The sequence below is a fragment of the Faecalibacter bovis genome, from assembly GCF_017948305.1.
Classification (GTDB): domain Bacteria; phylum Bacteroidota; class Bacteroidia; order Flavobacteriales; family Weeksellaceae; genus Empedobacter; species Empedobacter bovis.
Genome location: NZ_CP072842.1, coordinates 825,766 through 848,425 on the forward strand (window position 1 = coordinate 825,766; position 22,660 = coordinate 848,425).

At 31.5% G+C, this 22,660-nt stretch carries 21 protein-coding genes, 6 tRNA genes and 1 riboswitch; of the genes, 13 read left to right on the top strand and 14 right to left on the bottom strand.

The annotated features are described in order from the left end of the window. Positions 1 to 2 precede the first annotated feature (2 nt). The 6 genes from trpD (at position 3) to J9309_RS03940 (ending at position 3,891) form a co-directional block, all read left to right on the top strand. Entirely contained in the window at positions 3 to 989 is a 987-nt protein-coding gene (gene trpD / locus J9309_RS03915; RefSeq protein WP_230477203.1) for an anthranilate phosphoribosyltransferase, read from the top strand. After that, positions 986 to 1,768, top strand: a complete 783-nt coding sequence (gene trpC, locus J9309_RS03920; RefSeq protein WP_230477204.1) for an indole-3-glycerol phosphate synthase TrpC — start codon at positions 986 to 988, stop codon at positions 1,766 to 1,768. Before trpD ends, trpC begins: the two co-directional genes overlap by 4 nt. After that, the gene (locus J9309_RS03925) at positions 1,768 to 2,439 is read left to right on the top strand and encodes a phosphoribosylanthranilate isomerase (protein ID WP_230477205.1); all 672 of its coding nucleotides are present in this window, start codon (positions 1,768 to 1,770) and stop codon (positions 2,437 to 2,439) included. The genes trpC and J9309_RS03925 overlap by 1 nt, the downstream gene beginning before the upstream one ends. Positions 2,440 to 2,452: 13 nt before the next feature. Beyond that, the gene (gene trpB / locus J9309_RS03930) at positions 2,453 to 3,634 is read left to right on the top strand and encodes a tryptophan synthase subunit beta (RefSeq protein WP_230477206.1); all 1,182 of its coding nucleotides are present in this window, start codon (positions 2,453 to 2,455) and stop codon (positions 3,632 to 3,634) included. A gap of 62 nt (positions 3,635 to 3,696) precedes the next feature. Continuing rightward, positions 3,697 to 3,771, top strand: a tRNA-Pro gene (locus J9309_RS03935). A gap of 45 nt (positions 3,772 to 3,816) precedes the next feature. Beyond that, positions 3,817 to 3,891 (top strand) — tRNA-Pro (locus tag J9309_RS03940). 58 nt (positions 3,892 to 3,949) lie between these two features. Here J9309_RS03940 and J9309_RS03945 read toward each other — a convergent pair. Beyond that, positions 3,950 to 4,858, bottom strand: coding sequence for a ketopantoate reductase family protein (locus J9309_RS03945; RefSeq protein WP_230477207.1), 909 nt, complete (start codon positions 4,856 to 4,858; stop codon positions 3,950 to 3,952). 125 nt (positions 4,859 to 4,983) lie between these two features. Between J9309_RS03945 and J9309_RS03950 the strand changes: the two genes are divergently transcribed. Further along, positions 4,984 to 6,408, top strand: a complete 1,425-nt coding sequence (locus tag J9309_RS03950) for an amino acid permease (RefSeq protein ID WP_230477208.1) — start codon at positions 4,984 to 4,986, stop codon at positions 6,406 to 6,408. 61 nt (positions 6,409 to 6,469) lie between these two features. Here the strand turns inward: J9309_RS03950 and trxA are convergent, their stop codons facing one another. The 6 genes from trxA to J9309_RS03980 form a co-directional block, all read right to left on the bottom strand. Next, positions 6,470 to 6,835 (bottom strand): thioredoxin, encoded by a 366-nt coding sequence (gene trxA / locus J9309_RS03955; RefSeq protein WP_317192143.1) that lies wholly within the window; start codon positions 6,833 to 6,835, stop codon positions 6,470 to 6,472. Positions 6,836 to 7,064: 229 nt separating this feature from the next. Further along, entirely contained in the window at positions 7,065 to 7,700 is a 636-nt protein-coding gene (locus J9309_RS03960; RefSeq protein ID WP_230477209.1) for a suppressor of fused domain protein, read from the bottom strand. Between the two features lie 80 nt (positions 7,701 to 7,780). Beyond that, positions 7,781 to 7,853 (bottom strand) — tRNA-Met (locus J9309_RS03965). A gap of 8 nt (positions 7,854 to 7,861) precedes the next feature. Beyond that, a tRNA-Met gene (locus J9309_RS03970) sits at positions 7,862 to 7,934 on the bottom strand. A gap of 174 nt (positions 7,935 to 8,108) precedes the next feature. After that, a tRNA-Met gene (locus J9309_RS03975) sits at positions 8,109 to 8,181 on the bottom strand. Between the two features lie 8 nt (positions 8,182 to 8,189). Beyond that, positions 8,190 to 8,262, bottom strand: a tRNA-Met gene (locus tag J9309_RS03980). A gap of 149 nt (positions 8,263 to 8,411) precedes the next feature. Here J9309_RS03980 and J9309_RS03985 point away from each other — a divergent pair. From J9309_RS03985 to J9309_RS04000, 4 genes are all read left to right on the top strand, one after another. After that, positions 8,412 to 9,032 carry a helix-turn-helix domain-containing protein gene (locus J9309_RS03985; RefSeq protein WP_230477210.1) on the top strand — a complete coding sequence of 207 codons (621 nt, stop codon included), beginning with the start codon at positions 8,412 to 8,414 and terminating at the stop codon, positions 9,030 to 9,032. Positions 9,033 to 9,266: 234 nt separating this feature from the next. Continuing rightward, positions 9,267 to 10,103: a hypothetical protein gene (locus tag J9309_RS03990; RefSeq protein WP_230477211.1), complete on the top strand. Its 837-nt coding sequence runs from the start codon at positions 9,267 to 9,269 to the stop codon at positions 10,101 to 10,103. A 10-nt stretch (positions 10,104 to 10,113) separates the two neighbouring features. Then, a complete protein-coding gene (locus J9309_RS03995; RefSeq protein ID WP_230477212.1) occupies positions 10,114 to 10,959 on the top strand; it encodes a hypothetical protein in 846 nt (281 codons plus the stop codon). A 4-nt stretch (positions 10,960 to 10,963) separates the two neighbouring features. Then, positions 10,964 to 11,851, top strand: a complete 888-nt coding sequence (locus tag J9309_RS04000; protein WP_230477213.1) for a hypothetical protein — start codon at positions 10,964 to 10,966, stop codon at positions 11,849 to 11,851. A gap of 41 nt (positions 11,852 to 11,892) precedes the next feature. Here the strand turns inward: J9309_RS04000 and J9309_RS04005 are convergent, their stop codons facing one another. After that, positions 11,893 to 13,044: an LOG family protein gene (locus J9309_RS04005; protein ID WP_230477214.1), complete on the bottom strand. Its 1,152-nt coding sequence runs from the start codon at positions 13,042 to 13,044 to the stop codon at positions 11,893 to 11,895. 108 nt (positions 13,045 to 13,152) lie between these two features. Beyond that, a riboswitch (adenosylcobalamin (AdoCbl) riboswitch) is annotated at positions 13,153 to 13,307 on the top strand. An 80-nt stretch (positions 13,308 to 13,387) separates the two neighbouring features. On the opposite strand from J9309_RS04005, the gene J9309_RS04010 reads away from it, so the two are divergent. Continuing rightward, positions 13,388 to 13,801, top strand: coding sequence for an acyl-CoA thioesterase (locus J9309_RS04010; RefSeq protein ID WP_230477215.1), 414 nt, complete (start codon positions 13,388 to 13,390; stop codon positions 13,799 to 13,801). 115 nt (positions 13,802 to 13,916) lie between these two features. Beyond that, on the top strand, positions 13,917 to 15,293 hold the full coding sequence (locus J9309_RS04015) for a tryptophanase (protein WP_230477216.1): 1,377 nt from the start codon (positions 13,917 to 13,919) through the stop codon (positions 15,291 to 15,293). 42 nt (positions 15,294 to 15,335) lie between these two features. Here the strand turns inward: J9309_RS04015 and J9309_RS04020 are convergent, their stop codons facing one another. The 6 genes from J9309_RS04020 to J9309_RS04045 all read right to left on the bottom strand — a co-directional run bounded on the left by J9309_RS04020 (position 15,336) and on the right by J9309_RS04045 (position 22,619). Then, a complete protein-coding gene (locus J9309_RS04020; RefSeq protein WP_230477217.1) occupies positions 15,336 to 16,769 on the bottom strand; it encodes a M28 family peptidase in 1,434 nt (477 codons plus the stop codon). Between the two features lie 92 nt (positions 16,770 to 16,861). Continuing rightward, positions 16,862 to 17,335, bottom strand: coding sequence for a hypothetical protein (locus J9309_RS04025; RefSeq protein WP_230477218.1), 474 nt, complete (start codon positions 17,333 to 17,335; stop codon positions 16,862 to 16,864). Further along, entirely contained in the window at positions 17,325 to 17,822 is a 498-nt protein-coding gene (locus J9309_RS04030) for a lipocalin-like domain-containing protein (RefSeq protein ID WP_230477219.1), read from the bottom strand. The genes J9309_RS04025 and J9309_RS04030 overlap by 11 nt, the downstream gene beginning before the upstream one ends. Positions 17,823 to 17,990: 168 nt before the next feature. Then, positions 17,991 to 19,442, bottom strand: a complete 1,452-nt coding sequence (locus J9309_RS04035) for a T9SS type A sorting domain-containing protein (RefSeq protein WP_230477220.1) — start codon at positions 19,440 to 19,442, stop codon at positions 17,991 to 17,993. Between the two features lie 90 nt (positions 19,443 to 19,532). Next, positions 19,533 to 20,021: an inorganic diphosphatase gene (locus J9309_RS04040; protein ID WP_230477221.1), complete on the bottom strand. Its 489-nt coding sequence runs from the start codon at positions 20,019 to 20,021 to the stop codon at positions 19,533 to 19,535. A gap of 42 nt (positions 20,022 to 20,063) precedes the next feature. After that, positions 20,064 to 22,619 carry a DUF5686 family protein gene (locus J9309_RS04045; protein WP_230477222.1) on the bottom strand — a complete coding sequence of 852 codons (2,556 nt, stop codon included), beginning with the start codon at positions 22,617 to 22,619 and terminating at the stop codon, positions 20,064 to 20,066. Positions 22,620 to 22,660: the final 41 nt, after the last annotated feature.

Sequence of the window (22,660 nt, forward strand, 5' to 3'; positions counted from 1 at the left end):
CGATGAAAAAGTTATTGAATCAATTATTTGAAAACTATACGTTAAACGAAGAAGAAGCCTACCAAATTATGGTGGATATTTCTGAATCCAAGTATTCGGATATCGAATTGGCTTCATTTTTAACGGTTTTCAATATGCGTAATATTACGTTAGAAGAATTAAAAGGTTATCGTAGAGCTTTATTGGATTTATGTTTAAAGGTTAATCTTCCGAAAAACGCTTTAGATATTGTTGGAACCGGTGGAGATGGAAAAGACACATTTAATATTTCAACTTTAAGTGCTTTTGTGATTGCCGGAACAGGCGAAAAAGTGATTAAACAAGGTAATTATGGTGCTTCGTCAGTCAGTGGTTCATCGAATATGTTGGAACAATTTGGGTATCAATTTTCTTCGGATGAAGCGAAATTAAACCAAGAATATGAAGAAATTGGATTAACCTTTTTACACGCACCTTTATTCCATCCCGCATTGAAAAAAGTTGCGAATTTAAGACGTGAATTAGGTGTAAAAACGTTCTTTAATTTAATGGGACCTTTAGTGAATCCGGTACAACCCGATTTTCAGAATTTGGGAACATTTGATGTTAAAACGGCTCGTTTGTATCATTATGTGATGCAAAATTCGGGTAAAAGTTATGCGATTTCAACTGCCTTAGCAGGATATGATGAAATCTCATTAACGTCACCAACGAAAGTATATACGAATCAAGGTGAATTCTTGTACCAAAGTGAGGATTTTGGATTAGAAACGATTCAAGCCGACCAAATTGCAGGAGGAAAAACGGTAGAAGAAAACGCAAAAATTTTCATCTCCGTTTTACAGAACGAAAGCACCAAAGCGCAAAAAGAAGTCGTTTTAGCCAATTCAGCTTTAGGATTAAAAACAATTCATCTAACCAAAGATTTAAAAGAATGTGTAGCGATTGCAAACGAAAGTTTAGCCTCAGGAAAAGCATTCGAAATCTTTCAAAAACTAACCAACCGATGAAAAATATATTAGACCAAATCGTTGAACAAAAACGAATCGAAGTTCAACAAAAACAACAAATTCAATCCATTGAGGATTTAAAACAAAGTATTCACTTTTTAAATCCGGTTCGTTCCGCGAAAGCTTCAGTTTTAGATGCAACTAAAACGGGAATTATTGCAGAATTTAAACGTAAATCGCCATCGAAAGGATTTATCAACGAAAATGCTAACGTAAAAGAAGTCGTTGCAGGTTATGAACAATTTGGTGCTTCTGTGGTTTCGGTTTTAACGGATGAAAATTTCTTTGGCGGAAGCCTTGAAGATTTACAGCAAGCGAAGGAAGTTTTATCGATTCCTGTGCTTCGCAAGGATTTTATTATCGATGTATACCAAGTGTATGAAACGAAAGCAATTGGAGCCGATTTGATGTTATTGATTGCCGAATGTTTAACGAAAGACGAAGTACACGATTTAGCCAAATTGGCGAAAGAAATCGGATTAGAAGTTTTGTTGGAAATTCATTCGGAAGACCAATTAGAAAAAGTAAATGAATACATCGATTTAATCGGAATCAATAACAGAAATTTAAAAACATTTGTTGTGGATACGGAAAAATCGAAACAGATATTACAACAACTACCGGAGGATTTGATTAAAGTCGCGGAAAGCGGAATTACTGATCCAGAAGTAGTCAAAGATTTAAAAGAAGCTGGATTTCAATCATTTTTAATCGGTGAAAACTTTATGAAAAATGAAAATCCTGGGAAAGCCTTTCAAGAATTTGTCAATCAATTGTAATGAAAAGATTTCAAGTTAAAGTATGTGGTAATAATTCGGTTGAGAATTTTAAAGCCTTAACCGAAATCGAACCCGATTATGTTGGATTTATCTTTTATCCAAAATCTCCACGATTTGTAAAAGATGAAACCATTTTCGACATTTTTCCTAATGCTGAACGTGTAGGGGTTTTTGTGAATGAAACCATTGAAACTATTATACAAAAAGTTCAACAATTTGAATTGGATGTGGTGCAATTACACGGAGATGAAACACCAGCATATTGTCAAGAATTAATTGAAGCCAAACATCAACAATTATTAACTTCTGAACAGTTTTTAGATTTTAAAATTTGGAAAGCTATCGGTGTTAATGAAGATACAGATTTTGAACAATTAAGAGGTTATCAACAAGTTGTTGATAGTTTTGTATTCGACACCAAATCAAAGCAATATGGCGGTACAGGACAGAAATTTGATTGGCAAATATTGAAAACCTATCAGTTATCAACACCCTTTTTATTAAGTGGTGGAATTCAATTAGAAGATGCCTTGGTTTTGAAAAATTTCCAACATTCCCAATGCATCGGTTTTGATATCAACAGTGGTTTTGAAATTGAACCCGGAATCAAAAACATCGAAAAAGTAAAACAATTTATCGACACGATTGATGGTCGAATTGAACAAAATTAAGAGAACAAACAAAATGAAATATTCAGTAGACGAGAACGGATTTTATGGTGATTTTGGAGGAGCATTTATCCCTGAATTATTACATCACAATTGTCAAGAATTAAAAGATGCATTCGATAAATACTTTTATACAGAAGAATTCCAAAGTGAATTTCGTGGTTTATTAAAAGATTACGTTGGTCGACCAAGTCCATTATATTATGCACCAAAATTATCGGAACGTTACGGTGCAAACATTTTATTAAAACGTGAGGATTTAAACCATACTGGAGCACACAAAGTAAACAATACCATTGGACAAGCTTTGCTGGCGAAACGAATGGGTAAAACAAAGATTTTAGCGGAAACAGGAGCTGGACAACACGGTGTAGCTACAGCAACAATCTGTGCCTTATTAGGTTTAGAATGTACTGTTTTTATGGGCGAAATTGATATTGCGCGTCAAGCACCGAATGTAGCTCGTATGCAAATGTTAGGAGCAACTGTAGTCGCAGCAACTTCTGGAAGTAAAACTTTAAAAGATGCAACAAACGAAGCGATTCGTTACTGGATTAATAATCCTGAAACCTATTATTTAATAGGTTCTGTCGTTGGACCTCATCCTTATCCTGCGATTGTTGCCGAATTCCAAGCGATTATTTCGGAAGAGATTCGTAAACAATTATTAGAGAAATACGGGAAAGAAACGCCGGATTATGTGATTGCTTGTGTCGGTGGAGGAAGTAATGCAGCTGGCGCATTTTATCACTTTTTAGATGATGAAGAAGTGAAATTAATTGCGGTTGAAGCGGCTGGATTAGGAGTTGATTCTGGAGAAACTGCTGCAACCATGCAAAAAGGTACCGAAGGAATTATCCACGGTAGTAAAACCATGTTAATGCAGGATGAAGATGGACAAATTGTTGAGCCTTATTCGATCTCTGCAGGATTAGATTATCCTGGAGTCGGACCTTTACATGCGCATTTATTCAAAACTGGACGTGGAACGTTTTTAAACGCTACAGATGAAGAAGCATTGCAAGCTGCATTTTTATTAACAAGAGAAGAAGGAATCATTCCAGCCTTAGAATCTTCACACGCTTTAGCTGTATTAGAAAAAATCGATTTTAAACCGCAAGACATTGTGGTTCTGAACCTTTCAGGCCGTGGAGATAAAGATTTAGAAACGTATATGAAATTTTCTGAAAAATATTAATCAAATAATTTGGTTATAATTAAAAAATAATCCTACATTTGCACCTCGATAATCAAAGATATCGGGGTGTAGCGTAGCCCGGTCATCGCGCCTGCTTTGGGAGCAGGAGGTCGCAGGTTCGAATCCTGCCACCCCGACAAATTTTTACCGAAAATTTGATTATCGAAAAAAAACACCTTAATCGGGGTGTAGCGTAGCCCGGTCATCGCGCCTGCTTTGGGAGCAGGAGGTCGCAGGTTCGAATCCTGCCACCCCGACGAAACAAAAAGCCTCTTCAAAATGAAGAGGCTTTTTTATTTTATATAATCTTTAAGACTAATAGGTCTTTTCAATGGCTTTTACCATATTATATATTAATTCGTTACATGGTGTTTTCACTCCAACTTCTTTTCCAAGTTTTATAATTTCACCAGAAAATTCATCAACTTCAGAATTTCTTTTTGCTTCACGATCTTGTAGCATTGATGTTTTAGCCTCGCCATCAACTTTTGTTAAAGTCGATTTCATTCGTTTTATTTCCTCCTCTCCAATTTCAATTCCTAAAGCATTACCAACCGAAATAACTTCGTCAGCTACCATATCCATTAATTTTAAGACAGACTCGTTTGACACGAATTCTTTATACTGAAATTCTAATATGAAACTTAATTGATTTGCTACAACATTAATTAAATATTTTGCCCATTGTGCTTTCTGAATTTCCTGTGATAATTCGTTCGGAATATTTGCGTCAAGCATAAATTGATGCAATTCTGTCAACTCTTCTTGGAATTCATTATTAACATGTCCAAAAACAATTTTACCAATGCTACCATAAGCGACTTTATTTCCAATTTTAATTGCATCCATGTAGGCAACTGCATTTAAAACACGATGCCAACCAAAATGTTCAGCCAAAATACTTTCAGAAGAAATTCCATTCATCAAACTGATAATCTTAGTATTTTCACCAACAAAAGGCTTCAAATCTTCAATTGCTTGATCTAAATGTGAACTTTTTACAACTAAAAAAATATAATCAGGAATATTATATTTATCCTCAGGTGTTATATAATCAAAATCATATTCTTTCTCGTTAACATAAATTTTTTCATTTTTATAACGAACTTTTCTTTTTTGATTTACAATAACTTTTACAATTTCTGGTTTGTATTCATAAAAGCTAGCAGCATATTTTGCTCCTAATGCTCCCAAACCTAAAAAATATACCGAATTAATAGACATTTGTTTAAAATTTTCAATAAATATAAACGAAAAACCGAATATTATTAATTGTATTTTGCCAAATTAATAAACAAGAAGTTCAGCTATATTTTTTTACATATCTTTAACAAAATTTATAAAACAAAGTGAGTCAGAAAGAAAATACTGAGAATAAGGAACTTCAGCGCGGACTTACCAACAGACACATCCAATTAATTGCTTTGGGTGGAGCTATTGGAACCGGCTTATTCCTTGGAATTGGTCCAGCAGCAGTTTTAGCAGGACCTTCTGTTATTTTAGGATATGCAATCGCAGGAATTATTGCATTTTTTATTATGCGTCAATTAGGTGAGATGGTCGTAAACGAACCAGTATCGGGAAGTTTTAGTCATTTTGCATATAAGTATTGGGGACCTTTTGCAGGGTTCGCGTCTGGCTGGAATTATTGGATTTTGTATGTATTGGTAAGTATGGCCGAATTAACTGCAATCGGTATATATGTACAATTTTGGTGGCCTGAAATACCACTTTGGGCATCAAGTTTATTTTTCTTTTTAGTAATTAATGCACTGAATTTAGGTTCTGTAAAAATGTTTGGAGAAGCTGAATTTTGGTTCTCTATTATTAAAGTAATTGCAATTATCGCTATGATTATTTTCGGTAGTTACTTATTATTAAGTGGAACCGGAGGCGAACAAGCAAGCATTCAGAATTTATGGAATAACGGTGGATTTTTACCAAAAGGCTGGTTTTCTGGTGACAGTGCTAGCGGTTTTAGTGGTTTATTAGCTGCTATGGCTTTAATTATGTTCTCTTTCGGAGGATTAGAATTAATTGGTATTACAGCTGCTGAGGCGAAAAATCCAGAAAAAACTATTCCACAAGCTACTAATCAAGTAATTTATAGAATTTTAATCTTTTATGTTGGTGCGTTAGTGATTTTATTTTCGTTATCGCCATGGGAAACAATAACGGTAGAAAGTAGTCCTTTTGTAACTGTTTTTGATAATTTAAAAAGCTTAAATGTAAATCTATTCGGACAAGATGTTCAATTTTCTAGAATCATTGCTAATGCGTTAAATTTAATTGTTTTAACGGCAGCATTATCAGTTTACAACAGCTCGGTTTATAGTAATTCTAGAATGCTATACGGGTTAGCTGAACAAGGAAATGCACCTAAGTTTTTAATGAAATTAAACAAAAACAGTGTACCTGTTATGGCAATAGTAGTATCATCTATATTTGCTGCAATATGTATTATAATTAACAAAGTTATTCCAGAATCTGCTTTTGAGATACTTATGTCTTTAGTGGTTTCTACGTTAGTTATAAATTGGATAATGATTTCTTATACGCATTTAAAATATCGTCAACAGAAGAAAATTGAAAATGTAAAAACTTTATTTCCTTCTTTCTTATACCCTATTAGTAATTATATCTGTTTAGTATTTCTATTCAGTATATTAATAATAATGTATTTTACAGGAATGGAAACGTCTGTAATTTTAATACCAATTTGGTTAGTATTCCTATATGTTTCCTACAATTTAGTTAAGAGATTTAAAAAATAAAAAAAAAGCCATCAATCTGAGATTGATGGCTTTTTAAATCGACTCTAATTGAAAATAAATTCTAATCTATATATTGATTTAAAATTTGCACTAATTGTTCTTTAGGCTTTGCTCCACTTTGTTTCCAAAGTAACTCTCCTTTCTTAAAAATAGCAAATGTAGGAACACCTTGCACTTGATATCTTGATGCTAAATTTTGATATTTATCAACATCAACTTTTAATATTGTAACTCCATCACCAAGCTCTTGTTTAACCTGTTGCAAAATCGGACCCATCATTTGACATGGTCCACACCATGTTGCAAAAAAATCTATTAAAACCGGCTTATCCGATGCGATTACCTCTTCAAACGTCATAGTTTTTTGTTCTTTTATATTGTGTTCAGTTTCTTTTCTTTTAGAAAATAGGTTATTAAAGAAATTCATATCTAATAAATTATATTTAATACTAAGATATAAAAAAGCACTCCCGAAGGAGTGCTGAATTAAGCTTTTGCCTAATTACCAACCTAAACCTATGAAAAATTATTAACTCTAACGATTAATAACATTTGTATCATTGCAATATAAATACCAAAACATACTATTATTCAATAGTTTAAATGTTTTTAGTTTTATATTAACATTTTAAATCGGTAATCTTAAATCAATTAACTTATAACTGACAAATATATTTTGGATTGACAGCTTTAATCTCATTTAAAACTGACATAACTTCTTCTTTTGTAGAATTTTCTTCAAGCCTTTTCAATTGTTCAGAATTTAATCCAACCATTTGCATGAAAAGAACTTTACCGTGCGGAGTTTCAATTTCATCTAAATCAACATCTTTTACAAATGCTAATCCTACAATATCTGTATCACATTCAGAACGGATTGGTCCTCCTAGCGGTAGAAATTGATATTCATCAAACCAAACTTTTGTTTCGTGAACAAAACGAGCCAAATTATTCATTAATTGTATCACCCAGAAAGGATCTTCATCTCCGTCAGCATCAAACGGCTTAACTCGAAATGTAAATTCCATTCCCCATTTACTAAATTCTTCACCAACAGCTTCTTCATTATAGTATAAATGAGACATTCCGTAAGAAATTAAATGACGATATCCATCATTATCAAAAACAGCAACACCATCAATTGGATCTTCGCCACCTTGGAAAGACATCACTTGTGGAGAATAAAAACGAGGCTCTAAATCTCCGTAAACCTCTTTTAATCTATTTTCTATCGATAAAGCACCAACAGCTTGATCTTTTTTGAATTGACTTCTGTATTCTTCTAAATTCATGATACAAAAATAATTGAACTTAATTAAACGGCATAAAAAAAAAGAGTTTCAATATAATTGAAACTCTTTTTGCTACTTAGTAGCGAGGACCGGACTCGAACCGATGACCTTCGGGTTATGAGCCCGACGAGCTACCTACTGCTCCACCTCGCGATATTTAGTAGCGAGAACAGGACTCGAACCTGTGACCTTCGGGTTATGAGCCCGACGAGCTACCTACTGCTCCATCTCGCGATATTAGACTGCAAATATACAATGAGATATTTGATTTTATACTATTAATTTATTTTTTTTCGCCACTCTACACTTTTACACAAGCAAAACTGTTAGATATCAACGAAGTAACTGGTAAAATAAATTTCAAAAAAAAAGAGCTTCAATAAAATTGAAACTCTTTTTGCTACTTAGTAGCGAGGACCGGACTCGAACCGATGACCTTCGGGTTATGAGCCCGACGAGCTACCTACTGCTCCACCTCGCGATATTTAGTAGCGAGAACAGGACTCGAACCTGTGACCTTCGGGTTATGAGCCCGACGAGCTACCTACTGCTCCATCTCGCGATATTGGATTGCAAATGTACTAACATTTTTTAGATTACCAAACTTTTAAACAATTATTTTAACAATAAACCGAAAATACCCATTTATAGGTATTTGATAGTAAATTTTTAAGAAATAAATTTACAGTCCTAACTAATTAAAAATTTCGTATGAACCTGTTGCATTTTGAAGGTGCAGTGGAAAGTATTCTTTATATTTTTCACAGTACTGACTTGCATAGTGTGCTTAACACTGTCTTGATATCAATTATCCTTGTCTATGGCATTTATTCTTATTATAAAAATAAGGATAGAGCAAAACATTCAAACACTCAGAATGTTCAAGCTAATCTAAAATTTATTCACTCTGATATAAATTCTTCAACTTCCAAATCTATTGGTATATCAGATGTAAAAAAGCAAGATTTAATTAAAAAGCTTATTGAATTTGAAAATTCTACAATTTTTCTAGAAAAAAACATTTCATTAGCTAAAGTTTCAAGTCATTTAGATACAAATACAAAATATCTATCACATGTGATAAAAGCACATAGTGATCGTGATTTTAATAACTACATCAATTTACTACGAATCCAATACGTAGTAAATAAACTAAATGATGATCCTAAATTTTTAAATTTTAAAATTAGTGCAATTGCTGATGAAGCTGGTTTTTCATCACACAGTAAATTCGCTCATTTTTTTAAATTAAATCTAGGAGAGTCACCATCTACTTACATTTCTAAAATTAAAAAACGAAAATCTTTTCAAATCGATAAGATTAAATTTTAGAATATTAGAAAATTCTACTGGCTAAATTCCGCAATTCAGATGGTAATATTGATTATTTCAATACTATCGAAACCTGTGGATTTTAGTGACTAACAACCCAATATTGTTCTGTTAATTAATTAATTTTTTATATCCATTTTCGTGAAAATGAATACGTAATAAAAATTTTTAAACAATTAATAATATAATTTTGGAAAACTAACAAACAACTAATTTAACTAAACTAATAAAACTATGGTAAATCTTTATCAAAAAGCAATAGCCATTGCTGCGCTTTTTATTTTCCAAGGGGTGCATGCACAGGTTTGGATTTCTGATAAAACAGACTTTCAGCCTCGTAGCGGATATGCACTTCAAATTGATGGTAATTTAAAAGTTGATTCAGGTATTAAACTAGCTGAAACTGATGGTGAACCTGGACAAGTTCTAAAATCAACTGGACCAAATTCAAGACCAGTTTGGGTTGATAATCCTGATGTTGAACTTCCTGAAGGTATGTTATTTATTGAAAATACATATACAAAAATTCAAGAAAACGGAGCTGAAAATGTATTAAATAATAGAATTTCAACTATACCTTCAATAACTCCTGGAGAACTTTATACTTCAACAAATACCAATAATTGGAAAAAAATTATTGAAATTAATAACATTGTTGTTTCTGAGAAAAAGACTTTTATTAATGTTGATTTTCAAACTGGTGTTACATTAACAAAATCAAGCATTCGATCAGGTGATTTTACCCAATTTGCATGTGGAGTATTTTTAAAGAAACAAAACGAAACTTCTTATAAACTAAAAGGATACAGATTAGGACAGGTTACTGCCATTGGTAACGTAAGTATTGTGCAATCTAATTTTGATATGATCTACACAATAAATTTAGATCCTGAAACTGCTATTGGAACTTATGATAGTTTCATCGGTTGTAAAAAATTCAATGAATTTCCCCTTATAACTGGTAATTCAAGTAATTTCCAATTATATATCGGTAGTTCTTCTGATGAAGAAAAGATTTCGAAATTTAATAATCAATCTGTATACAAAGTTGATGTTTCATTTAAATTATAACATGAGAATTATGAAAGCATATTTTACATATATTATATTATCAGTATCTAGCTTAGTTTATTCTCAGCTATACATAGGTAATGACCCAGAGCAATTAACTGAAGCAAAATTAAGTCAAACATATGGAACTTCTGAAGTTCCCTCGTTAATAGTAGATGATAATGTTTTAGTTAAAGGAAAATTAATTTTTAAAGAAGGACAACCGGGACAAGTATTACGTTCTAATGGTCCTGGACAAGAACCCACTTGGCAAACAGTTTTAGGACAGATTCAGCGTTTAGAAAATTTAAATTACTTATTGTATACACAAACGTTTGATAATTTAACAGGTATAAATCTAGATAATGCACCTACAAATCCAACTCTTAAATATACTATTGATCAATCATTAAGTTCTAACTGGCAAGTAATTGCCGGATCAAATCAAGAATTTACAGTACAAAGAAACAATCCTACAGTTTATATCACATTTGAGAGTGTGGCGCATATTGCTGGATCTGGTACAGATACAGGAGCTATGTTTGCATGTGGTATATTTGTTGCTCAAAAAACTGGAACATCTAGTCCTTCTAATGCTGATTTCAAGCTAAAAGGTGTTAGAACATTTACAGCTAATAGAGGTGCCAACAGTGACCCTTTCTTTAATATACGTGTCTCTACAATTTTAGATAAATCTACACTTTTAGAAAATCAAAAATATGAAGTAAAAATTGGTTGTACAAGAAGAGAAAATTTTGGTGCTACAAATATTAGTTTAGCTATCGGAAAAGCAGCAACCGGAACTTCAAATATTAGTAATACAACTGCAAGAACATTCTTAAAAATTAGCCGTTACGAAAACACTACAAACCAATAATCATATGAAAAAATATATATTTATTATTATAGGAACTTTGTCTTTAATCAATTCAAAAGGACAAAATGTAGGAATAGGGTTAGATAATAATGCAGAACCAGAAGAAAGATTACATGTTAAAAGTGTCGATTTCAGAGGGATGTTACATTTTGAAGATGCTAACGGGAATATAATACCGTATGGAGATAACACTAAATATTTAGTATATGAAGGTAATGGACAAGGTATTGGATGGGAAAATATTTCCGAGCCTTATGACTTTGCAAGTTCTACTTTGATTAAGAATAAAATTTTAAATTCTGACATCGATGGTATTACAATTAGACATAGTAGTAATACAAGTAAAGATGAATTGGGTGATTCATTTATTCACGGTAATAATGCTTCTAACAAACAATGGAAAATGTTAAATAGTAATACCAATCTTGATGAAAATCCTTTAGTTAGTAAAGTTAGATTTACTTCAACAAACAGTAGTATTAATGCGACTATACAAACTATGGTATTAAAATATAGCACAAATAATGATCAAACTATTGTTAGTTATACATGTGGATTCTTTATAAAAAAAGCTAATAATCATAACATTAATGAATTTAAATTATTCCATATTAGACCTGAAGTTATTACTGGACCTCCAAATTCATTCAAACTATTAACAATGTCTGGAATGATTAAAAGACAAAGTGGAATAGATGGAATTGGTAATTTAGAAATTGATACAGATTATTACATTACACCAGCTTGTAGAGGTAGAAATATTGGTGATCAAAATGATCGTGAATTACTTATTGGTAAATCTGTAACAAGTGGATATACTGAAAGTACTAGAAGTATCTTAACACCAAATAATGTTCAAACTTCATTTGTTATTGAACAAGTTGAACAATAAATACATAACAAAAAAAAGAGAACCTTTCGGTTCTCTTTTTTTTATATTACCTTAATTGGTGGATGTTTCTCAATAAAATCAATTGTTAGTTCTGCACTATCGGTTAAGAATAGTAAATCTTTATAAACTCGGCCAACAGCTAATTGATGAACTACCGAATATATTGATGTATCTTCTACATATCTTTTTTTACCTAAAAACACCATTGGACTATGATAGCCAGAAGTTCCGTAGTGATTTTGAGCCGCTTCTTGGAAGATTTCTTGTGTAGTTCCTGCACTTCCTGGCGCGAAAACTAATCCGTACAAACTAATTGTTAATAGAATATCTTCACGAATACTGTTCGAAAAATATTTTGCAATATACTTCGCAAATAAATTAGAAGGTTCATGTCCGTAGAACCAAGTCGGAATCGCTAAACTTTCGCATCCATTGGGATATTTCTCTAAAACTTCCATCGAACGTTGATTAAAATTTTTAGCTAAATAATCTGCATCATTCGGATCTTGGAATTCTAAATCTTTTAATATTTTAATAGCATCAAATAATTCCTCTTTCGAGTAATTACCCATATAAGCTCCTAAATTAGCCGCTTCCATAATACCTGGTCCACCACCTGTCACCACATAAAAGCCTTTTTTTGTAGCTAATTGTGCAGCAATCGCCGTTTCTACATAAAATTGATTTCCACGTCGAGTTGAGTGTCCTCCCATAAAACCAACTACTTTTTTCTTTGTCATTCCTTCATCGTCATATTCTAAAATACGACGCAAACCATCATCAATAGAATGATCATGAAGACGTTGAGCTAATGCTTCAGAAACTGCTGGATTATATTTATTTTTTACAAAATGTTTATAAATATTAATATCTACGCTATTGTCATTCACAGGATCGTAACCTTCCATCAATTCTTGCCAAGAATATAGTTTTCCTCGGTACGGATTATATGGTAAATTTTTGAATTTTGGATAAACAAATGCGCCACGTTCAATTAACGGAATTGCTGTTTCTTGTTTAAAAGTACAGCCTAAAAAAGTTGTATTATTTAAAATAATATTGTCCCAATCTACATCTTTATTGCAGAAATTAATGTCTTGAATTACCTTATTAGTTAAATTATTTGTTGTAGAAATTAAATCGTTCCACTCTTTATCATTATGAATTAAATTCTTAATTAATTTTATTTTCATATAGTAATTTATCTTTCTTCATTATTAACATTTCAAGTTACACTAATTGTTCCAATCTACATAAAAGGATAGTTAAGTTTAATAAAATCCATTTAACTAATCTATATTTGCAAAATATTAACGCTCAAAGATTGGGGAATCGTGTGAAATTCACGAGCTGTCGCGCAACTGTAAAATATTTTGTGAAAAATATAAAGTCAGATTACCAATTTATGAGCTTTTCGATAATGCTTTCGCGATTTGAAGCTAATTCTATTGTTCTATGAAATCTATAACCAACAAACGCCATAAAAAACATTATCAAATTTTTATTCAAAAAGAAATAACGTGCTAACACATGATAATGGAAATGGAAAAAACACAAAGAGAGGAATTAATTGAACAACGTATCAATGATTCTGAAACCAGAGTTTTTAAAGCAGTTTTCCCTGGAGATACAAACCATCACAAAACAATGTTTGGTGGTGCAGTAATGTATTTAATGGACGAAATTGCTTTTATGACAGCTACACGTTTTTGTCGCAAACCTATTGTAACGGTAAGTAGTGACAAAATCGATTTTAAACACTCAATTCCTGCAGGAACTTTAGTTGAATTCGTAGGAAAAGTTACAAGAGTAGGACGTACAAGTTTGGACGTTCAGATTGATGTTTTTATTGAAAGTATGTACCGTGATGGTCGCGAAAAAGCGATTACAGGAACTTTTACATTAGTAGCAATCAATGAAAACAAAAGACCAGTTCCGGTAATTGACTAATTATTAGAATAAAATTTAATCCTTCACATTAATTTGTGAAGGATTTTTTTGTTGCATTCAATTTTTGTTAAAAATCATCGTTATCTTTAAAATATAACGCAAAACAAACAATAAAATGGAACTACCTTTCGCTGAACCGTTTCGAATAAAAATGGTCGAAGAAATTTACCAATCTACACGTGAGGAACGTGAACAATGGATTAAGGAAAAAGATTATAACTTATTCAACTTAGAAAGCCAAAAAGTTTTTGTTGATTTATTGACAGATTCAGGAACTGGAGCAATGTCTGATAAACAATGGGGAGCAATGATGACAGGTGACGAAAGCTATGCTGGTTCACAATCTTTCCAAAAATTAAAAGCAACAGTAAATAAAATTACTGGATACGAATACGTTTTGCCTACACATCAAGGTCGTGCAGCAGAAAATGTATTATTTTCAGCTTTAGTTAAAGAAGGAAATGTAATTCCTGGAAATTCGCATTTTGATACAACTAAAGGTCATATAGAATTTAGAAAAGCACATGCCATAGATTGTACAATTGACGAAGCTTTTGATAGCGAATTAATTCATCCATTTAAAGGAAATATCGATTTAGATAAACTTGAAAAAGTATATAAGGAACATGGAAAAGAAAATATTCCATTTACTTTAATCACAATCACTTGTAATTCATCAGGTGGCCAGCCCGTTTCTGTAGAAAACATTAGAAAAGTAAAAGCTTTATCAGACAAATATGGTATTCCGATTTTCTTTGATTCTGCTCGTTTTGCAGAAAATGCATATTTCATCAAAGAAAGGGAAGAAGAATTTAAAAATCATACGATCAAAGAAATTTCTAAAATAGTATTTGATCTTGGTGATGGTATGACAATGTCGTCTAAAAAAGATGGATTGGTAAATATCGGAGGTTTTATAGCACTTAATAATGAAGAGCTATATAAAATATGTGGTAATTTCGGAATTATTTACGAAGGTTATTTAAGTTATGGTGGTTTAGCTGGACGTGATTTAGCAGCTTTAGCACAAGGTTTAGATGAAGCAACAGAATATCCGTACTTAAAATCTCGAATTTCACAAGTTGAATACCTTGGAAATAAATTGATTGAATACGGAATTCCGATTCAACAACCTATTGGTGGACATGCAATTTTTATAGATGCGGTAAAATTTTTACCTAATGTACCACGCGAAGAATTTCCTGCACAAACTTTAGGAATCGAGTTGTACAAAGAAGCTGGAGTACGAGGTGTAGAAATTGGAACAATCTTGGCCGATCGTGATCCTGAAACTAGAGAAAATCGTTATCCAAAATTAGAATTATTGCGTTTAGCAATTCCTAGAAGAACTTATTTTCAAAGTCATATGGATTACATCGCGGTAGCGTTAAAAAATATTTTTGATAGACGCGAAGAAATTTCTAAAGGTTACGAAATTACTTGGGAAGCAGATATTTTAAGACACTTTACAGTAAAATTGAAAGAAAAATAATGATATAAAAAAAATCCACCAATTGGTGGATTTTTTTTATTTTTATTTCCATCTCCAATCGCCTGAAATACGTAATGGAGTTTCTAAATTTGCATCAATTAATTGTTTTTGAATTTCATTATCTGTCCATCTTTTCGAAGGAAAATTCTTTACATTACTTAATCTATACAACAAATACGTTTCTAATACTACGTTATTTTTTAAACCTTGTTCTTCCACAAATTCAAAAGAATCACAATTTGCATGATAACAATTTAAAGCACCTTTTTTAAATTTACTTTCTGTTAATCCAATAATTGGAATTCCTTGTAACATAAACGGTTGATGATCTGAATGTAATCCTACATTAACGGATGCTGTTTCTTTAAAATCTGAAATATAATTTTTAACATCTTTTGCAATTTCATTTAAAAATGATAAACTGGAATTTGTTGATGAAAAATACGCTTTTGGATTTGTTGTCATATCCATATTCGACATGGCTTTTATCTGTTTGATAGATCCATCTTTAATCGCCTCATCTACATAATGTTTAGATCCTAATAAACCTATCTCTTCGCCCATGAAAAGAACAAATTCTATTGTTCTGTTATTTTCTATATTTAATTTCTGAAATGTTCGGGCTACATCAATAATAGAGAAACTACCAACTCCATTATCTATGGCTCCCGTAGCTAAATCCCAACTATCCAAATGCCCACCAAGTACAATTTTTTCCTCTGGAATAGCTTGACCTAATCGACGAGCAATTATATTTCGACCTTTCATTGGGCCAACATCATTCTTCATATCAATTTGACCCGCAATGATATTTGATTTCAGAGCTTGTTTAATCAACATTCCATCTTCGTAAGAAATATTAACTGCAGGAATATCAATTAAATCTCCAGTTACCGAAGCAGTTCCTGTTAAAAGGACTCCACCTTTTGCGTTATTATATAAGATTATACCTTTTGCTCCATATTTTATAGCCAAAGCTGTTTTCTCAGAACGATGTAAATTTTTCACTTCTTTTGGCGTCCCTTCATTCAAACCTAAAGCTGCAAAAACAATTTTACCTTCAACTTCTTTTCCTAATTGTTTATAATCATCCTCTAAACCATTTCCTAAATCAATTAATGTTGAGTTAATTTTAGCAATTTCGGGTGAATGTGCTAGTGCAACAGCTTCAATCTTTTTTCCATTAATTTCTAAGGTCAAACTATTTCTATTCCAACCATTAAAATTAAATTCTTGGAAAGAAACATCATAACCAAATGATTGTAAAATATCCGCAGCAAATTCTTCTGCTTCTACTCCATTTTTCGTCCCTGTTGCTCGATGACCAATATTTTCAGTTGCTTTTTGTAATAAATAATAAGCTTCTGAATGATTAGAAACTTCTGTATTGATTTGTTCTAAAATCAACTGATTTGATTGCGCTTTTAACGATAATGTTGATAAAATCGTAAAAGCAAGTATTGGTATAATCTTCATGTATTAAAATTCTATACTAAACTTAGCTATAATTCTCATATTTGCCATTATTTCAAATAAAAAATCCACCTTTAAAAAGTGGATTTTAATGATTAATTTATTCTTTTATAAGTCTCATAATCATACCATACTTGACCATTTGGCATATACATCTTATAGTAATATACTTTCATTTCTGTATTTGAAATTTTCTTGTAAAAGAATTTTCTTTTATACTCCTCTGTATTGATTCTAAATTCGCCATCATCAAATTCGTATGGGAATTTCATCGTTCTAAATTCACAACCATTATTATAATGGATCAAATGATTTTCTAAAAAATCGTCTGAAGTAAATTGAATTTTTTTCTGTTTCATACACGCCTGACGATTAGGTAATGTAAAGGCTTCTATGGTTGAATCAATCAGTACGTCATTCTCAAATTTATAGGTACCTACATTTTCCCATTGCCATATTCCTTCTAAATAATTGGAGTTCGAATTCGAATTGCTATCATCATCGTTATTACAAGAATACAATCCTAATATTCCCAATAATATAAATAGTATTTGTAATTTATCTTTCATAATAAGTAACATTTAATGAACTTCTATTTTCCTCACTCCAAGACGGTTGTATGATTTCTAATTTGTTTTGATATAAACGTTTAACTTGATATGTAACAGAAACCGCTTGTCCGTATCTTATAAAATTTAAAGTAAATGTCTTACCGCTTACTGAAAAAGTTCCCGTATAGTATTTAGGAGAACAACTATTATCATAACCATTATAATTATAACTTACCTGCGTAAATGTATTATCAGATGGATTGAATTTTAGATATCCTTGATATACACACTCTAACCCTACTTCTGAAACAACGATATTATGATATCCTGGAAAAAAATCATCATATATCCCTTCACCCCTAAAATCCCAAGTTCCCATTAACAAATCCATGTTAACCTCATCCGGAATTTCAATCGTATCAGTGTTTCGATTATTGTCGTCATTATTGTCACAGGACAATAATGCAAATAATGCAAAAAAGATTAATAAATATTTTGTTTTCATATTATTGTTTAAATACTTAACGTGTTATTAAACAATATATTATAAGCTAAAAATCAATTAAATTAAGATTACAATTAATTTTCTATCAATAAAAAAAGCCATCCGAAACGGATGGCTTTTTAAAATTCACTCTTTTATATATGTCGAATTAATTTTAATAAAAATAATCTATTTGATTAATATTTTGAAAGAACTAGTAGATGTCTTTAGCACATATAATCCTTTTAATAAATTAGTTTTTATGTTATTTTTTCCAACTTCTATATTTCCTTTTGCTACTAATTTTCCCGATACATTATAAATGGTGTATTGATCTTTAATTTTAGAATCAAATACAAAATTTCCATTATTTGGATTAGGGTATAAAAGACCTTTATCTAATTTAACATCTGATGTATTTAATAAGCAGACATAATTAGAATAATCTACTAATCCTAAAGTTGAATCATCATTGTAATGTACAATTATTTCTTCTACTCGCTCATTTGTTAAAATTGGATCCCAACAATTTCCTTGAGCTGAAATAGGATTTGGAGAATTATTGTACAAAGCATATGTTACACCTTCATTCCCATTATTTTCAAACACATTATATCCTCCATCTTCAGCATTTCCTAAATTTATGAATGCTCCATCACCAATACTTGTTATACCCCAAAGATTACCTTTAATTTCATTTTGTAAAATGTTAATAACATAACCTTCACGATTCTGAGCTAAATAAATATTAATACCACTTCCTCCATTCGCTGGAACAGGTTCCGTATTATTATCTATAATTTGATTATTGATGATATTTCCTTTTGTATTTCCACCAGTAGTTGTTATTCCGTATCGATTATCTTTAATGATATTATTTTCAATTAAAAATTCGTTATTAACACCTAACATACTTGAAACTGAAACACCACCTACACGCGTCATAGTTCTATCACCAATAATTGTGTTACCTGAAATTGTAGTAATTGCATCATTTCCACTTGGCCCCATATTAATTTGAGGGCGATTAGAATTAGACAAATTATTATGTGATAAATAATTATTGATGTATGTTAAAGCTACCGATTGGTTGGCTCCAGAAGCAACAGCTGGCGTAATATTTTGCTCGAATCTTGAATTTTGAATCGTTGGATTTCCTCTTGAGAAATTTATCGCAGCACCTGATGAAATACCAGAATTTTGATAAGAAACTTCCGAATTATCCATAAAGAAATTCTCGCCTAAAACTCGAATTCCTCCTCCGTAAGTCATTTTAAAATTGTTGAAATTCCCCGTTGATCCGTCTTCTAATCTTAATCCATTAAAGTAAACAGTTCCTGGATCTGTGGAAGTAAAATGTACTAAATTAGGTGCATTAACATTAATAGTTCCTGCAATAGTTATCAATTTACCATCTGCTATAGCCAATACAAAATCTGTATTTGCAACAAAAGAATCTGTTTCACTAATAGTTAAATTCTCTGATAAGATATATTTCTGTGATGATTCGTCAAAATTTATAACATCTGTTAAAGCGTCTAATTGATCAATTGTATAAGTTTGTCCTGTATTTGGAGTTGTAAATTGACCAAATACAATTGCCCCAATTAATGCCAAGGAAGCAGTAAAAAATTTCTTCATGTTTTTTCATTTTAGTGTAACATAAAGGTAAACATTTCAAAATAAAAAAAGCCACCCAATGGGTGGCTTACTATATGTTTAAAGAAAATCTTAGTGACCTCCTTCTGTTTTGAAACGCTCAACAGCTTCGTGGAATAATTTTTCCGCTTGTGCTTTATCACCAAAACCGTCTACTTGACAAGTTTTGTTTTCTAAATCTTTGTATACTTTAAAGAAATGCTCAACAGCTTTTAAAGTGTGATCGTTCATATCAGTAATATCCTCTAATTTGTTCCAAGTTGGATCAGCAACTGGTACACAAATTAATTTTTCGTCACGACCTTTGTCGTCAGACATGTTTAATACACCGATAGTTTTAACCTCGATAACACATCCAGGAACAGTTGGCTCAGTTAAGAAAACTAAAACATCAATTGGATCACCATCTAATGCTAAAGTATTCTCTACAAATCCGTAATCTGCTGGGTATTGCATTGGAGAGTATAATACACGGTCAAAACGGATTCTTCCTGTTTCGTGATCCATTTCGTATTTGTTACGAGATCCTCTTGGGATTTCAATAATCGCGTCAAAAGTCATTTTCGCTTATTTTTAATTTATTATTATTTAATTTAAAATACTTTAGAAGTCCCATTGTAATCCTAAAGTCACCCCAAATTTACGAACATCTGGCAAATTATTATAATTTCCACGCCAATTAAAATCAAATCGAATTGGACGGATGTTTCCCCAACCAATATTTTCGATTCCAAAGCCGTATTCGTAATAGATTTGTTGATTTGGAGCTGTATAATTAATTGTTGATCGATTTATTGCTTTACTCTTATCAGAAATATCTCCGTAAGCTGCTCTTAAAAAACCAACCTCTCTTAATTTTAATTCTTTAATTAATGGAATTTTGTTTAAAATCCATCCATTAAAATGATGTTCCCAATTCATTGTTACATATTCATCCGTTACAAATTCATAATAATCTAACTGAGAAAATGTACCATAAACTTGTCCGTAACTTTCGTTACCTGGAATCGCACTTAATAAAGATAATGGAACACCTTGGAAAGTTTTCCCGGCTTCAACAGTCATTAAAGAACGTCCTAAAGAACCAATTAAAATTGGTTGAGTATATAAAAATTGAATTTTATCGTATTCGAAATCAGAATCTATTACACCTTTTAATCCTTTTGTATAACGTAACATTAAAGTTGGCGCAAGGGTTGACATTTCTACACGATCTATTCCGTACTGAGAATATTTAGCTCCTGGTTTTGCAATTACAGAAAAGCTAACGGATGAATTAGTTAAATTTTCTTGAACTTTTCCGTCTTTATCATAAGCAATAGAAAAATGTTCTCTGGATGCGGATTTAATACGCTGATAATTTCCATCTAAACGGAAAACAACATTTTTCCAAGGTTCTATAGAAGTGTAAACATTGGTTAGATTATTAGAACTTAAATAGAAATTATCTCCTTGATTAATAATCGAAGATGAAGCGAAACTGCGTGTCATAATTCCATCCGAAGATGTTAATTGAGCCGCCAATTGTTCTACATCTCGTTTTGTTCCAGCTCCGATTTGAAAACGATTAAATTTATTGAACATGTAACGAACATCTGCTCCGTATTTAAATTTATCATCATCAAAACCATAAGCCAAGAAACCTTGTGCACGCCACATGTCGTTCTGAGAAAAATAAGTTCTCGCACCAGCTCTTAATCGAACACCTTCTATTTTATTATATCCAAAAGAGGAGTATAAATTTCCGATATCAATATTTCCTACGCGATAATATCCTGATCCTAAAACTTCGATTGTCTTAACAAATCTATTAAATTTCGGTACTTCATTCAACTGATCTAAAGTCTCATAAATTCCTTCCTGATCTTTGGTTAAAGCTTCTGGACGATTTTTTTCCCAATAATCATTTGTCTGAACATTTACTGCTGATAATGCAGGATCTATACGCTCTGAATAATATGATTCAGGCTGACGAGTTTCAAAATCATAGTTATAATAGTTAACCGTTTTATGAGCAAAAATACCTTTAGAATTTTCTTTTTTCGATAAAATAGTCATATCCAACATCGCATATTCTTTCTTTGGATAAAAGACTGAATCGTTTGCAACGTCATAATCTAATTGCATAAAAATATTACGAACAAAGTTTACATTCATATCCTTTGTTGTTTCTAAATCAATAGATTTTACTGCATAGGAATCTTTTGAGATGTACATATCTCCTTTGAAAGTTAATTCACCTTCACGACGAGGAAAATACTTAATTCTGTAAGTTTCTATTCCGTCAATATTAATGGTGTCTTTTAACTCATAATCATAAACTGCAAAACCATCTGTTGCAATTGGCGAAACAAATTTTATGTTTATAAAGTTTAATCGATTATCATAAATATTAATGTCTTTGAACAAATTTTTTACCGTCGCAGCAACTACTTCATTATTCTCAAAACCTGAAGTTTTATTTGCTTTTAATTCTTTCCTTTCTTGGGATTTAGGATTATTAATTCCCTCAACTTTATAAATAGATTCGTTTAAGAAAGCTGGTAAATAAGTTTTTCCGTTAATTGAAGAAGTATCAATTTTCTCAAAAACAAACTCAAATCCTTTGAAGATTTTTTTCTTCATGAAAGAAGAATCAATGTTACTGATATCGAATTGAAGTTTCTCATATTCGTTATACGAATATTGAGGCACCATTTTTAATCCATTCGTTTTTCTTCTTGCCCAAACTTCTCTTAAAATCGCATATGCAGGATTTTCTTTCTTTTTAAGACGTTGCTTTTTCTTCCCAGTTATAGTTGCACTTTGAAGCGTAATTCCATCACCAGAATCATCTATAAAATCATCCGATTGATCTTCTGTTTTAGGATCTAATTCGGCAATAAAACTAAAATCAATAAAATCTACGATTTCATAATCATAATTTACATAACCTGATTTTGTGATCGATAATTTATTAGTCGTGGTAACCGATTCGATATAAAACGAACCATCCGAATTAGTTGTTGTTCCTACTTTTAGTTCTGGTAATCGTATATCTGCATACGAAATTGGTTTACCTGAAACTGCATCTAAGACTTTCCCTTGAATCTTAACTTGGGCAAAACTTACAATAGAGAGTATTGTTAAGAATGCGGTAAAGAGTCCTTTATTTGACATTTTTGTTAAAAAGTTTAAATAAGAAAGTCTAGCAAAATTTA